A 12,789-nucleotide genomic window follows, 5' to 3' on the forward strand; every position below is an offset into this window, starting at 1 on the left:
CACTCAAAAAGGGTTCGGAACGGACCACGCACGCGAACGTTTATCAGTAGGGGTGGAACGACCCGTTACCGTGCGCTGAACGTCGCCGTGGCAGGGTCCGCGAGAGTGCGACACAGTCTGTCACGAGTCGTCGTGTGTCGCCTGTGTGCCCCTCATTCCGTGCGGCGTCCCTACCACTCGGCGTCGACCAGGTCGCGTACGCGCTCGAAAGCCGCTCGCTCGCGTTCGCCGCCGGCCGTTTCGACCACGGATTCGAAGTACGCGAGACGGTCTAGCAGCGTCTCGCTGTCGTAGCTGAGCACGTCAAGTCGCGAGGCCGCGACAGTCGCCTCGACGACGGCGGCGTGGCCGCGGTTCGTCGTCGGCACGACCCGCCGCGTGACGGCGCTGTCAATGGGGTGGAGCGCCCACTCAACCCACTGCGTGTCTCCCTTCGAGCCAGAGTCACGCCGCTCCACATCGACTTCGACCCACGCGTCCGCGCTATCGAGGACAGGGTCGTCCTCCTCCCGGACCGACAGCGCCGCCTCGGCGAAGTCGACCGGGTCGCGCGTGAACTGGACGTAGCCGCCCCCACGCTCCCGGAAGTTCCGCCAGGTCCGGGTCCGGCCCCACGTCGTCGCCGTGGCTGGTCCGTCGCCGTCCGGCGCATGGACACCCAGCGCAGCCACATTCCAGCGCTCGTTCGGCCCCAGGGTAGTGACGACGGTCTCGGAGACGCCGGCGAGCGCGACAGGCCACTCCTTCCCGGAGCCACCGGAGTCCGGGCCGCCATCTCCAGAGGAATCCCCGGTCACACTTCGAGCCCCCGTTCGAGCGCGACGAACAGCGCGCCCGCAACGAGATCAGCAGTCGTTCCGGGGTTGATATCCCGCTCGACGAACTCCTCGGCGAGGTCGGTCGCGGTTTCCGCACCGTCGAGAACGGCCTGTGCCCGTCGCTGGACCTCCTCAGCGGTTTCGCGGTCCTGCCGCGTGACGATAAAGGTGTCCGGTTCCGCCGCGAGCAGTTCGATGAACACGTCCGATGCGCGGTCAGCGACTGGGCCAGACCCGTCCAGTAGCCACTCGCTGGCCTCGAACACGCGCTCGAAACCGGACACCCACTCAGCGGCCACGCCATCGACATCCGCGCTGGACGCCATCACGTCGAACAGCGTCATCTCTCGCGCGCGGAGTTCCAGAATCGCGTCGCGTCCACGGCGAACATCGAGCGGCTCCAGCCCGTCGGGCGGGTCGTCGACGGCCACGTCGACATGTTCGAAGGCGCGGTAGAACGCCGCCGCGTCGTCGACAGTCGTCTCATGAACCACAGCATCGACATCGGATGGTGACAGTCGCCTGTCCGCGGCCGCGGCGGCAAGGGGCGTGAGCACCAGCAAGGCCCCGAACTGGGTGTTCCCGCCGGATTGGGCGGCCATCCCTTCGACGGCTGTCTCGAACGCGGGACCGATAGGGTCGGCGGCAGCCGCGCGGTCAAGCCCCGGCCGCGCCCCCACAGCCCCGGCCATGAAATGCTCGAACCGCAGGTCATCGTACTCCCGCTCGCGGTCGACGTTGCCGGGCTTCGGCGTCCCGGAGACCTCCAGCAGCAGTGCAAGCTGGGCGTTCTGTGCAACCGACCGTTCGCTCACGGTGACACCTCCGACCCGAACCACGCCGCTGTCGTTGCGCGGACTTCGTCGAGTACCGCCGGCTTGTCGCTCGCGCGACCGACGCTGACGGCGTCAGCACCGTACGAGAGGTACTCCTGTGCTGTCTCCCTCCCTCGAACGCCGTTGTTGGCGACGACGAACAGGTCGGTGGCGTCGGCCACGTCAGCGATGACCGACTCCGAGTCCATCGCGTCGGCGTGGAACAGGTCTCCACCAGCGTCTTCGATGGCTTGAGCAACGGCTGGGAGCGAGACGCCATCGAGTTCGGCGCGGCCCTTCACCGACACCGTCGCACCCGTCGACGCCGCAGTTTCCACGAACTCGGCCAGGCGGTCCGGCTCCCGAAGCAGCGCCTCGCCGGCACCCATAGCGCACATCTCGTCCTGCCGACAGTGGGCGTTGATCTCGATGATGGCGTCGTGGCGCTGACAGACGGCGGCGACACGCTCGACGGGGCCAAGCGTCGCGCTCCGGACGTTGAACGCCGGGCGCAGTGGTGCGTCCGCAAGCGCGCCGAGCTGGTCGTCGACGAACGCGACCGGGTCATCGGGCAGGAACTCGGAGCGGTCGCGGTCCGTCATCGCTCGGGCGGCCTCGCGCGTCCGGTCGTCGAGTGCGATACCGCCGAGGAACGCACACCCGACGTGGGATTCGACCGCGCGGGCCCACGACGCGTCGGCCTCGCCGCTCAGACTCGCGAGGGCGACGCGCGGCTCGAACATCAGGCCACCTCCGAGAGGGCCGTTTCGACGGCACGGTTCACCCGCTCAGCGTCGGCCGCGTCGTCGAGGGTCGTGTCGGTTCGGACGACCGGCACGTCGAGCGGCGTGGAATCGTCGTCGTCCAGTACGAACGCGTCAGCGAAGGGGTACGCCTCGGCCACGCCGGCAGTGCTGGGCTCCAGCCCGACGCCGGCCATCAGGTCCGCCGCCGGCCCGGAAAACACCGTGTCCTCGATGAACGGCGAGACGGCGACGACTGGTGTCTCGTGTAGCGCCTGTTCGATGTCATTGATGGCGAGCATCGGTCCGAGCGAAGTCACGGGGTTCGACGGGCCGATGACAACCGTATCGTCGAGTGCGGTCAGGACGGCATCCGTCGTGCTGGCCGCCTCGGAGCCTCGGAACTCCACGTCCTCGACCGACGGCTCCCCGTTGCGGCCGACCCACCACTCCTGGAAGTGCATCGGACCGCTCGGCGTGTGGATGATCGAAGCGACGGGGTCGTCGCTCATCGGTAACAGCGTCCGGTCCAATCCGAACGCGTCGGCGAGCGTCCGAGTCACGGCTGTCAGTGATTGGCCCTCGTCAAGGAGCGAGGTGCGCGTGACGTGGACCGCGCGGTCCCGGTCGCCGATGTGCATGAACTCCGCAACGCCGGAGAAGCGTCGCCAGCGGGCGATATCTCGGCCCTCAGTCTGCGCGTCGTCGGGGAGGTATCGTGGGCCGCCATCGAGCCCGGCGGCGTCGGCGAGCCGCGTCAGTTCACTGTGTGTCTCGGCGGTGTCGTCGGCGATACCCCACCAGGTCTCCCGGTCGAGGACCTCACCGTCGAGAAACAGGACGGTATCGAGGTCCGGGCACACGAGGTGGCCCCCCAGTTCGATATCGTCGCCCGTGTTAGCGACGACAGTCGTCGCCGCCGGCGAAAACACGTCGTCGGCACCGGCAAGGAGCTTCGGCGTTCCCGTCCCGCCGGCGAGAAACGTCACCATGTCTCGACGTAGGGGGAACTGACAGTATAAACGTGGTCACTGAAGCTGGTCAGGGCTGGAAAGCGGTCTCGTGGAGACCACCTTCTATTCAGAGAATCACAGCTGAGAACTGGGTGGGTAGAATGAAGGGGGTCGGTGGGATAGGCAGGGTAACGGGTGCTATGCCCATCGTGAATCCACACCGCTTCGCGCCTGCAGCCTCCAACGAAGAGTACGTCTACGGGTCCTGTGCGCCGGGCTGGCATTCGGCCGCCACGCATCAGGACGCTCTCGACGATTGGATCGCACATATGCAGGCACACGACATCGAGCGGGTCTGCTGTCTGCTTCCCGGACAACAACTCGACGACGCTGGGGCCAACATCCAGCGCTATCGGGAGGCCTTCGGAGCGTCATCAGTCCGCCACGTACCGGTTCCCGATCACCAACTCATCCCTCAAGACCGCCTCCACGACGATATTCTGCCGTTCCTGGTCGATGCCTGTGAGACAGGGGAGCGAGTCGTCGTTCATTGCTTGGCCGGCATCGGCCGCACCGGGCAGGTACTCGCCGCATGGCTGGTGTATCATTACGACTACGGCCCCGACCGCGCCATCGAAACCGTCCAAGAGATGGGACGTGACCCCGAAGACGCTATCAAGTCGGGGAATGCGACTGAAGCGGAGCTGTCCAGTCTGCTGTCGTCGGTCGCACGCTTGTAAAAGGTCCCGTCGGTTCTCAGTCCGTCTGTGGGAGGAGCCGCGCACCGAGCACGAAGCCGACGACGGCACAGACTGTGAGAACAGCGAGCGGGCCGAGCGCATCCCCAGTTCCGGTCGTCGCCGCACGGACGCCACGCGAAAAGTACGTCAGCGGCGAGAGCCACGTCGGCAGCCACGCGGGCAGCAGGCTCTGCGGGACGAACGTCTCCGAGAGAAAGAGCAGCGGGAGCGCGAGGCCGTTGCTCGCCGCGATGACGCCATCCTGCGAGTCCGCAAGGCTGCCCAGCATCGCACCGACTGCACAGAACAGCGCGACGCCGAGGCCGACAAAGGGGAGCAGGAGCCCCGACGGGCGGATGGTCGCGCCGGTCAGCCACACCATCATGCCGAGTATGATGAGGCCGGCGATGCCGATGATAACGACGTTGACGAGTGTCTGTGCCAGCAGCCACTCGGTCCGGGTCAGTGGTGTCGTTGCCAGTTTCTCGAAGCGGTTGCCGTCCCGATGCCGCGCCACCTCACTACCGACGCGGGAGAGTGGCGTAAACAGGACGACGACGGCCAGATACCCCGGCGCGTAGAAGCTCGGCGGCTCCGTGAACAGCCCGCCGCCACCCGGCTGGGTCTGGACCAGCACGCCGAAGATGACGACGATGATGACCGGGAAGAAGAACGTGAAGAAGACGGCCGTCCGCCGCCGGAGGAAAGCCAGTGACGCCGCGCGCGTCTCCGCTGTGAGTCGCCCCACTCGGCTCATTGGACACCACCCGCGGCCGGCTCCGTCTGCTTTGGTTCACCGCGCTGGCCGACAGCCGTCCCGGTGAGTTCGAGGTACACGTCCTCCAGGTCCGGCTGTTTCCAGGTCAGGCTGTCGTACTCGATGCCCGCCTGCCCCAGTTGCTCGGTGATGTTGCCAATGGACTCCGGGCGGATCCCGTAGACGACCAGCCGGCCGTTCCGGAGCGCCGTCTCCGCCGGGTAGTCGATGACCGAGGCGGCGGCCTCGTCGAAGGTCCCGTCGACGATGAGTTGGCTGTCGCCGCCGTGCTCCGCCACGAGCGCGTCCGGCGAGTCGAGTGCGATGAGTGTCCCGTCGGCAAGGAGGCCGACGCGGTCCGCGAGCCGCTGGGCTTCCTCCATGTAGTGTGTCGTGACGAGTATCGTCACACCGCGGTCGGCAAGCCCCTCCAGCAGTCGCCAGAGGTCACGCCGACCGGCTGGGTCGATGCCGGTGGTCGGCTCGTCCAGCACGAGGAGGTCAGGGTCGTTAATCAGCGCCGTCGCGACGCAGGTCCGTCGCTGCTGCCCGCCCGAGAGATTCTCGTATGTCGTGCTGGCAGTGTCGGCCAGACCGACGTCGTCAAGGACAGCCTCGACGTCGCGAGTGTCATCGTACAGGCCGGCGTAGTATTCCAGCAGCTCCCGCGCCGTCAGCCGCTCGTGGGGCGAAAACGACTGTGGCAGCAGACCGATTCGGTCGCGGGCGACCGTTCTGGGCGACTGGCCGAACAGCGTCACCTCGCCGGTCGCGTCCGTCGTTCCGGTCAACGCCCGTACCAGCGTGGTCTTGCCAGCCCCGTTGGGACCGACCAGCGCGAGCACCTCTCCGGTGGTCGCCGTCAGCGAAACGCCGTCGAGTGCGACCGTATCGCCGTACCGCCGCCCGACATCCGACGCGACCAGTACCTCGTCCATGCGCCCTCGTCCGGTCGGGTGGCCGAAAGCAGTTCCGTTCTCGCGCGGCTATCGGCTACACGTTACGGCCACATCTCAGACAGACGGCCGGAAGCCACGGCTTGTCCGTGACGACTGGTTGAGTGTCTTCGCAGTGGTCACAGAACTCGGTTTTCGTCGCCATTTGCCGAAGATGTCACAGCAGAACAATAAATAGTTTGTTGTACGGTAGACCGTCTCAAACCGATGGCAGCTCCGGTACGGGATTCCACTGACATCACGATACCCTGTTACATGACGTGCGACCGGACCTCGCGTACGATAGCGTCTACGTCGAACTCCTCACTGGCCTCGGCTTTGTCGTAGACGGTCTCGTCGTCAACACTGATTCTGAACACGCCGTGGTCGCCCATGACCAGCCGGACGCTGTCGAGTTCCCGCTCCAGTCCGGATAAAACCGCCTGCTGAACATCTACTGCTCGCTCGCGGAACCCACACGGGACGCAGTATTCGATTTCGACAGAGCTCATACCGGCTTTCACGGCTGTCTGCGTGAAAGCTCTATGGTCGGTCGACCAGCGTTCGGAGCCGACCGACGAGCGTCACGTCAAAGCGGTGGACGCCGTACAGCAGTCCGACCGAGGTGACGAACACCACCGTCGAGAGGCCGTACGACTGGGACAGTGCCGCCTGTGACAGCGTCGCCCCGATGCCGACGAACCCGCCCAGTATCGACGCGATAATCGGGAGGACACAGGAGACACACGAAAAGAGGCCAACGACCCCGCCGACCGCGCCGCCGCTCGCGTCGACGGCAGTCACGAACACCAGATACGAGAGCGCCAGGTAGCCGGCGACTTTCCACGGGATGAGCACCACGCTGAGAGTCGCGCCGCTGAACACGACCGTCGGCGAGAACCCGGGCGGGGCCTGCGTGACTAGCCGGAACCCCGTCCCCTGGCCGCCTGTCCCGTACACGCCGCCGACGTACCCCAGCACGAGCAGGTAGCCCAGGGCGACGACCGCACTGCCGAGCGTTCGCCGGCGACTTGTCAGTTCCGGGCGCACCCGCAGGACAACGAGACCGGCGATGTTGAGCCAGATGAACGGGAACAGCAACAGGAAGGGGTCCGTCGCGGGTTGGGCCGTGTTGAGGACGTAGCCCAGAACGAGGATGGCCTCCGCGTTCAACACGGCTGCCCAGGTCACCAGCGAGCGTGTGTCCGGGATTGCATCTCTGAAGGTTGCTGTCGTGGTGCTCATAGTGCGAGTGCATCAACGACGATGGCGATCAGGACCGCCCCGAGGTAGGCGTTCGACGCGTGGAACGCCCGGAACGCCGCCGCTTCGGTCTGCTCACGGTGGAGCAGGATGACGGCCCAGAGGAACACTGCACCCAGCAACACCGACGTGACGGCGTACAGCCAGCTGAGTGACGTGAGCACGCCCAGAACGCCCGAGGCGATGAGCGTCGCCCCGAGATAGTAGACGATGTGTTTGCGCGTCTCGGTCTCGCCGCGGACGACCGGCATCATCGGGAAGCCGCCCGCCTCGTAGTCGTCCTTGTACGCGAGCGCGAGATTGTAGAAGTGTGCTGGCGTCCAGAGAAAGATGACGATAGCGAGGACGACGCCCGGGAGGCCGATCGACCCGTCAGCGGCGACCCAGCCGATGAGCGCCGGCAGCGCGCCGGCGGCCCCGCCGATGACGGTGTTCTGGACGGTGTTGGGCTTCAGTACGAGCGTGTAGATGACGCTGTAGAACAGGATCGCGGTCAGTCCGAGCAGCGCCACGAGCGCGTTCACTTGCCAGAACAGCCCCAGCGACGCAAGCGACAGGAGCAGTCCGAAGGCCAGTGCGTGCCGGACCGGAATCTGGTGGGTCGCGATGGGACGGTCCGAGGTCCGGTCCATCCGCTTGTCGATATCCCGTTCGAGGACGTGGTTGAACGTCCCCGACGCGCCGATAGAGAGGACGCCACCCCCGAGCGTGAGCAGCACCGTCCGAACGGTGAGCGTCTGCCCGGCGGCGAGTGCCATCCCGGCCGCGGCGACCAGACACAGGAGCCACATCAGCCGGGGCTTCATCAGGCGGAAGTACGCCGATGCGGTCTCGACGATGCGCTCGCGGGTGGAGAGCGTCGGCGACCGTGCCGGACCGTCGTCGGCTGGCTCCGGCGCGAGTGTCGGGTTCTTCACGGGGGTCTCGTCATCACTGCCCGTCTCAGCTTCGAGGTGCCACGCCAGGGCCAGCACGAACGAGCCGAAGATGCCCATCCCCAGAGCGAGGTGGGCACCGGGGAGCGCCGTCTCGGTGCTCGTCGCGACGACGGCACCGAGCGCTATCTGGACCGGGTACAGCGCGGTGCCGAGGAGGATAGCTGCCTTGACGCGGCCGCGACAGCTGGATCGGAGCCCGATAACGGCCACAGCCACCACGAGGAGTCCGACGGCGGCTGCGACGAGTCGGTGTCCCCAGGCGACCAGCAGGGCCGTGTTCGTCACGTCGACCGGTCCGTCACACAGCGGCCATGTAGTACAGGCTGCTGCCGCATCGGTGAGCGTTGTCGTCGCGCCGGCGAGAACTAGCAAGTACACGCCGACGGCGGTCGCGGCGAGCAGCCCGGTGAAGGTCCGGCTCTCTGCCATTATTGTATCCTTCGATGCTGGCCACTTAGACCTCGCGATTCCGCTGTCTCCGTCCGGAGCCGTTCCGCTGCCCTATCGCTGCAAATCGGGAGCCTGCGGCGAAGACAGCAGTTATTTATCCCCGAAATCCTAAGCCGCATCCATGACCCGGAAACGCGCCGGTCTGGTCGCTCTGTTCGGTGCTGCGTTGCTCGCGCTCGCCGCCGAGCCGGCCGCCGCCGCACAGATTCAGGACTCGACGACGGATAGCCTCATCTGGGGGCTGAACATGAACCTCCTGTACGTCGCCCTCCCGATTACGGTCCTCGTCGAAGGGATTCTGATCTACACCGTCTGGCGGTTCCGTAATCAGGAAGAGGCGCTTCCCACGCAGGAGAACCGCCGACTCGAAGTCACCTGGACCATCGCGACGGCGATCATTCTCCTGTTCGTCGGGGTCGCCTCCTACCAGGTGATGGCGAGCCCGTACGTCACCGCCGAGGCCGGTGACCAAGCCGAGCTGCAGGAGCAGGACACTGAACTCATTACCGTCGAAGCCCAGCGGTACGGCTGGACGTTCTACTACAACGAATCGAGCTGGGACGGCGAGGCGGAGGTGTCCACCACGACGAACATGAAGATACCGGCCAATCAGGACGTGTCCTTGCGGGTCACGTCGACCGACTGGCTACACGCGTTCCACGTTCCCGGACTTGGACTGAAATCCGACGCGTTCCCCGGCCAGTACAACCGTCTCCGAACCAACGCGGGTAACACCGGCACGTACCAGCTCTACTGTGCCGAGTACTGTGGCTCTGGTCACTCACAGATGCTCGGGACCGTTGAGGTCGTCCCGCAGGACGAGTACGAGGACTGGCTGGCAGAGCAAAAGAGCGGCGGCGACGACTCCGAAGGCAGCGACGAGTAGCGCGGTAGCTGGGCGTCTTTTCGCTTCGAGAACTGCCGAGTTACGGAAGATTATTCTCAGCCAGCAGATCGCGAATTTCCGGCAGGGTGAATGGGAGTCACGACCAAGTCGAGGTATCAGAAGTCGGCCGAAGAGGCCTGCCAGTCCGTTACTGAACGATCCATCTTCCAGTTACTTCGCCGTTCGAATCCACTGTCAGATCCACGCTTTGGTGGCTTCCGACCCGATCACGGAATACTTGCTTGCCATCGACATATAAGCCGATTCCACAGACCTCAGCGTCCGCCTCGCGGTTGATCCGGACTGATTCGCCTGGTTGAACTGAAAACTCCTTGTTCTGACAGGTGGCAGTTAGCACAACGTCGCCCGAGAAACCACCTGCGACTTGGACCGCCACGAGTTTCGATCCGGCACACATCGACGGCCAACATTCCGGTGTCGATACATCGGAAGGCGGCGTCCCGGTTTCAGTGGCGGTGTCGTTCGGCGTTTCTGTCGCCTTCGGTGCTGAAGAGTTGTTTTCGGTTGTACCGTCAAAATTCCACTCAACACAACCGGAGAGAGCTGGAAAGTGCTGAGATTGAGAGAAACTGTCGGCGATTCATGGTAGCTGGAGAGATCGGTTGTGTAAGTGTCTTGTGAGGGGCAGGAGAACAGCCACTGGTTTAGCCACGCTATGAGAGGCAGCAGCATACCGGGGAACGCTATAGTCAGATTGAGTACTGCCACCAGCGATTCCCCCGACCACAGAGAACAACGGGACAGCGACGGCACTGCTTGCATTTGGACGAAAAGCGTAGAATCTGAACAGAGAGAGGACGGTGGCAGTAAGACAGCACTCACGGGCAGCCCGGCGGTCAGAACAATTGCCGCGTCGGTCGTCCAGTCCGACCGCTATCCACAGATGTTGGCAGTCGCGTACACGTTGCCGGTATCGGTTATCTCCACGCCGATGCCGACGAGATTAGCGTTGCGGAGCGTGAGCCGTTCGCGGTAGTCCGGCCATGCCATCCAGTCGTCGACGATCTTTCTGGCGACTTCCTTATCGGTGGCGTGGAACCGCTCTTTGCCGTCCTCTTCGTACGTTTGTCCGGCGACTGTCTGCTCAACCGCCTCAAACCGGTTTCGGTCCGGTTGCTCTATGTACTCACCCTCCGCAGAGTCGAACGTACACCGGTCATAGAGCCCGGTGTTTTCGTATCGGTCTTTGCTGGAGACGCCGTCGATCTTGTGGATCGCCTGCCCTTCGACGGCCATCTGCTCGCTGTGGCCCTTTGCCATCTCGTTCAGATCCTCTTCGGTCCGGAGTCCCGACTCGAACGCTGGGACACCTGCAGCCTTACGTTCCTCGTTGAGGAACTGCCGGACGTAGTCGGAGACGTTCTGTTCATTGAACTTCCGTGCCGGGATCGACTCCTGTTTCGGGGTCGCAGTCTCGGCCGGTGTCGCCGTCCCGTTTGCTCCTGGCGTCGGTGTTGGCGTAGTGCTATTGCCCGCCGTCGCCGTCGTCGTTGAGCCACCGCTACCGTCGTCGCTCTGTGAGTCAGTTGTCTGTGTCGTCGTATCCGCTGTCCCGCCCGCGAACTGTGCTCCGACAAGCACTCCCGTCCCCAAGACCACGAGGAGCACCACGGCGGCGATAGCGAGTAACCCTTTCTTTACCATATGCCACGGATAGATTACAGAGGTATGTAAGCTTGATTCTTCATATACTTCATCTGATTTTCATTTCGTCTACTGTCGCCGGTGACGATAACCCATATATGCCACGGGCGGCCACTGCCGGTATGGTCGAGAACGTTATCTGGCCGGCGGCACTCGACGCCAACCGTTCGCGCAGCGACGGGCGTCGCGTGTCACTGGATCTGGCCGTCGAGGACCCGACTGTCGACGAGATCGCCAAAGCCGTCCAGCAGGTCGGTTACGACGCGGTCATCGAGCGGGACAAGACGTATCCACGCGAGTACGAGGCCCGCGGGCGAGTCGTCGTCAAGGACGCAGACGACGCGACGAAAAGCGACCTGCTTGGGGCTGTGGCGGCCTACATGCAGGCGCTACGTGAATGAAACGCATCGGCACTGTCTCGCGGGTCGCACAGGGACTGGCCGTCGTCCGGGCACCCGGCGACGAATACGCGTCCGTGGGAACCGACGTGGTCGACGAGGAACTCCAGACGGTTGGCTCCGTCGTCGACGTGTTCGGTCCGGTCGAGCGCCCGTATCTCGCTGTCTCGCCGAACGACAGCGTGCATCTCCCAGCGCTGGTCGGCACAGTCCTGTACGCGCGGTAAGAGCCCTCCGAACCGCCGACGTCTGTCAACATCTGCTTCGTAACGCTCAAACCGGTTCCTGCAGGACGTGTGTGCATGGAGCGACGGTGGCGAATCCTCGGCGGTTGTGGCCTTATCGCTGGTATCTTCCTGTTCGTCCAACTCGGCGCGCTGGCGCTGGTCCAGCCCTTCGAATCGGCTGGCTACCAAGCCGTCGAAGACCCGTCTGACCCCACGAACAGCCTCATGTACGTCGGGGCGATCCTGGTCGCAACGGCAGTTATGTTGCTTGCCTTCCGCTACGACGTGGACCAGCTCATTCGCGGGCTCATTGTCTTCTCCTCGGCCTGGCTCTCTCTATACGTGTTCCAGGTGCTGGTGCCGCCGGTGCTCACGTACGCCGGCCTCAACGTCGTTGCCGTCCTGTTGGCGCTGGGCCTGGGGACGGCACTGCTGGTCTATCCCGAGTGGTACGTCATCGACGCCGCCGGTGCGGTGATGGGGGCTGCCGCCGCCGGCCTGTTCGGCATCAGTTTCGGGGTGTTGCCAGCGCTCGTCCTGCTGACTGTACTCGCCGTGTACGATGCGATCAGCGTCTACGGAACTGAGCACATGCTCACGCTGGCCTCGGGCGTCATGGACCTCAAGGTCCCCGTCGTCCTCGTGATCCCGATGACGCTGTCGTACTCCTATCTCGACGCAACGGCGGCGGACTCGGTAGCAGAAGACGAGACTGACGACGACGCAACGGCGGCGGACGACGCGACCGAGGAGCCGGCGACCACAGAACCCGGAGCCGACGCGGACAGTCCGGCGGTTGCGGATGGGAGCCAGCCGGGGGAACGCCCCGACGAAGCGACGGGCGCCGGCGAAACAGACGAGAGTGACAGCAGTCACACTGACCCCCTAGAGCGCGACGCGCTGTTTATCGGTCTCGGTGACGCCATCATCCCGTCGATACTCGTCGCCAGCGCCGCGTTCTTCGCTTCGTCGGACGTACTGTCGGTGTTCGGTGTCCCGTTGCCGGCGCTGACCGCGATGCTCGGGTCCTACGTCGGCCTGACGATACTGCTCTGGATGGTTCTGAAGGGGCGCGCACACGCAGGACTCCCGCTTCTAAACGGTGGAACCATCGCCGGCTACATCGTCGGCGCACTCGCCGCCGGTATCAGTCTGGTAGACGCCCTCGGTCTCGGCCCGTACCTCTAATTCTCCTGTAGCC

15 protein-coding genes are annotated in these 12,789 nt (G+C 64.7%); 5 read left to right on the top strand and 10 right to left on the bottom strand.

Going from position 1 to position 12,789, the window contains the following annotated elements:
• Nucleotides 1-170 precede the first annotated feature (170 nt).
• Genes VI234_RS09110 through cofD form a run of 4 tightly spaced genes read right to left on the bottom strand, consistent with a single transcriptional unit; the run spans nt 171 to nt 3,368 of the window.
• Entirely contained in the window at nt 171-797 is a 627-nt protein-coding gene (locus tag VI234_RS09110) for a DUF447 domain-containing protein (RefSeq protein ID WP_336329800.1), read from the bottom strand.
• Nucleotides 794-1,657: a triphosphoribosyl-dephospho-CoA synthase gene (locus VI234_RS09115; RefSeq protein WP_336329801.1), complete on the bottom strand. Its 864-nt coding sequence runs from the start codon at nt 1,655-1,657 to the stop codon at nt 794-796. Before VI234_RS09115 ends, VI234_RS09110 begins: the two co-directional genes overlap by 4 nt.
• Nucleotides 1,630-2,376 (bottom strand): tRNA-dihydrouridine synthase, encoded by a 747-nt coding sequence (locus VI234_RS09120; protein WP_008310379.1) that lies wholly within the window; start codon nt 2,374-2,376, stop codon nt 1,630-1,632. Before VI234_RS09120 ends, VI234_RS09115 begins: the two co-directional genes overlap by 28 nt.
• Nucleotides 2,376-3,368 (bottom strand): 2-phospho-L-lactate transferase, encoded by a 993-nt coding sequence (gene cofD / locus VI234_RS09125; protein WP_336329802.1) that lies wholly within the window; start codon nt 3,366-3,368, stop codon nt 2,376-2,378. The genes VI234_RS09120 and cofD overlap by 1 nt, the downstream gene beginning before the upstream one ends.
• Before the next feature lie 161 nt (nt 3,369-3,529).
• Here cofD and VI234_RS09130 point away from each other — a divergent pair, with 161 nt between their 5' ends.
• The gene (locus tag VI234_RS09130; RefSeq protein ID WP_336329803.1) at nt 3,530-4,069 is read left to right on the top strand and encodes a protein-tyrosine phosphatase family protein; all 540 of its coding nucleotides are present in this window, start codon (nt 3,530-3,532) and stop codon (nt 4,067-4,069) included.
• A gap of 16 nt (nt 4,070-4,085) precedes the next feature.
• Here the strand turns inward: VI234_RS09130 and VI234_RS09135 are convergent, their stop codons facing one another.
• From VI234_RS09135 to VI234_RS09155, 5 genes are all read right to left on the bottom strand, one after another.
• Nucleotides 4,086-4,826, bottom strand: coding sequence for an ABC transporter permease (locus VI234_RS09135; protein ID WP_008310382.1), 741 nt, complete (start codon nt 4,824-4,826; stop codon nt 4,086-4,088).
• Nucleotides 4,823-5,764: an ABC transporter ATP-binding protein gene (locus tag VI234_RS09140; RefSeq protein ID WP_336329804.1), complete on the bottom strand. Its 942-nt coding sequence runs from the start codon at nt 5,762-5,764 to the stop codon at nt 4,823-4,825. The genes VI234_RS09135 and VI234_RS09140 overlap by 4 nt, the downstream gene beginning before the upstream one ends.
• A 269-nt stretch (nt 5,765-6,033) precedes the next feature.
• On the bottom strand, nt 6,034-6,273 hold the full coding sequence (locus tag VI234_RS09145) for a SelT/SelW/SelH family protein (RefSeq protein WP_008310386.1): 240 nt from the start codon (nt 6,271-6,273) through the stop codon (nt 6,034-6,036).
• Nucleotides 6,274-6,304: 31 nt separating this feature from the next.
• Nucleotides 6,305-7,006, bottom strand: coding sequence for a DUF7546 family protein (locus VI234_RS09150; RefSeq protein WP_336329805.1), 702 nt, complete (start codon nt 7,004-7,006; stop codon nt 6,305-6,307).
• Nucleotides 7,003-8,391, bottom strand: coding sequence for a heme o synthase (locus VI234_RS09155; RefSeq protein ID WP_008310391.1), 1,389 nt, complete (start codon nt 8,389-8,391; stop codon nt 7,003-7,005). The genes VI234_RS09150 and VI234_RS09155 overlap by 4 nt, the downstream gene beginning before the upstream one ends.
• A gap of 142 nt (nt 8,392-8,533) precedes the next feature.
• Here VI234_RS09155 and coxB point away from each other — a divergent pair, with 142 nt between their 5' ends.
• Nucleotides 8,534-9,298, top strand: a complete 765-nt coding sequence (coxB, locus tag VI234_RS09160) for a cytochrome c oxidase subunit II (protein ID WP_008310393.1) — start codon at nt 8,534-8,536, stop codon at nt 9,296-9,298.
• 894 nt (nt 9,299-10,192) lie between these two features.
• On the opposite strand, the gene VI234_RS09165 is transcribed toward coxB, so the two are convergent.
• On the bottom strand, nt 10,193-10,963 hold the full coding sequence (locus VI234_RS09165; protein ID WP_014039742.1) for a CAP domain-containing protein: 771 nt from the start codon (nt 10,961-10,963) through the stop codon (nt 10,193-10,195).
• 122 nt (nt 10,964-11,085) lie between these two features.
• On the opposite strand from VI234_RS09165, the gene srp19 reads away from it, so the two are divergent.
• From srp19 to VI234_RS09180, 3 genes are all read left to right on the top strand, one after another.
• Nucleotides 11,086-11,364, top strand: coding sequence for a signal recognition particle subunit SRP19 (gene srp19 / locus VI234_RS09170; RefSeq protein WP_004593581.1), 279 nt, complete (start codon nt 11,086-11,088; stop codon nt 11,362-11,364).
• Nucleotides 11,361-11,588 carry an H/ACA ribonucleoprotein complex subunit GAR1 gene (locus VI234_RS09175; protein ID WP_008310399.1) on the top strand — a complete coding sequence of 76 codons (228 nt, stop codon included), beginning with the start codon at nt 11,361-11,363 and terminating at the stop codon, nt 11,586-11,588. Before srp19 ends, VI234_RS09175 begins: the two co-directional genes overlap by 4 nt.
• A gap of 75 nt (nt 11,589-11,663) precedes the next feature.
• On the top strand, nt 11,664-12,776 hold the full coding sequence (locus tag VI234_RS09180; RefSeq protein WP_336329806.1) for a presenilin family intramembrane aspartyl protease PSH: 1,113 nt from the start codon (nt 11,664-11,666) through the stop codon (nt 12,774-12,776).
• Nucleotides 12,777-12,789 lie beyond the last annotated feature (13 nt).

The organism is Haloarcula sp. CGMCC 1.2071 (assembly GCF_037078445.1).
GTDB classification, from domain to species: Archaea; Halobacteriota; Halobacteria; order Halobacteriales; family Haloarculaceae; genus Haloarcula; species Haloarcula amylolytica.

Bases quoted from the DNA above. Each gene is read 5' to 3' on its own strand.
- VI234_RS09120 (WP_008310379.1), bottom strand. From the start codon at position 2,376: ATGTTCGAGCCGCGCGTCGCCCTCGCGAGTCTGAGCGGCGAGGCCGAC.
- cofD (WP_336329802.1), bottom strand. From the start codon at position 3,368: ATGGTGACGTTTCTCGCCGGCGGGACGGGAACGCCGAAGCTCCTTGCC.
- VI234_RS09130 (WP_336329803.1), top strand. From the start codon at position 3,530: ATGCCCATCGTGAATCCACACCGCTTCGCGCCTGCAGCCTCCAACGAA.
- VI234_RS09135 (WP_008310382.1), bottom strand. From the start codon at position 4,826: ATGAGCCGAGTGGGGCGACTCACAGCGGAGACGCGCGCGGCGTCACTG.
- VI234_RS09140 (WP_336329804.1), bottom strand. From the start codon at position 5,764: ATGGACGAGGTACTGGTCGCGTCGGATGTCGGGCGGCGGTACGGCGAT.
- VI234_RS09145 (WP_008310386.1), bottom strand. From the start codon at position 6,273: ATGAGCTCTGTCGAAATCGAATACTGCGTCCCGTGTGGGTTCCGCGAG.
- VI234_RS09150 (WP_336329805.1), bottom strand. From the start codon at position 7,006: ATGAGCACCACGACAGCAACCTTCAGAGATGCAATCCCGGACACACGC.
- VI234_RS09155 (WP_008310391.1), bottom strand. From the start codon at position 8,391: ATGGCAGAGAGCCGGACCTTCACCGGGCTGCTCGCCGCGACCGCCGTC.
- coxB (WP_008310393.1), top strand. From the start codon at position 8,534: ATGACCCGGAAACGCGCCGGTCTGGTCGCTCTGTTCGGTGCTGCGTTG.
- VI234_RS09165 (WP_014039742.1), bottom strand. From the start codon at position 10,963: ATGGTAAAGAAAGGGTTACTCGCTATCGCCGCCGTGGTGCTCCTCGTG.
- srp19 (WP_004593581.1), top strand. From the start codon at position 11,086: ATGGTCGAGAACGTTATCTGGCCGGCGGCACTCGACGCCAACCGTTCG.
- VI234_RS09175 (WP_008310399.1), top strand. From the start codon at position 11,361: ATGAAACGCATCGGCACTGTCTCGCGGGTCGCACAGGGACTGGCCGTC.
- VI234_RS09180 (WP_336329806.1), top strand. From the start codon at position 11,664: ATGGAGCGACGGTGGCGAATCCTCGGCGGTTGTGGCCTTATCGCTGGT.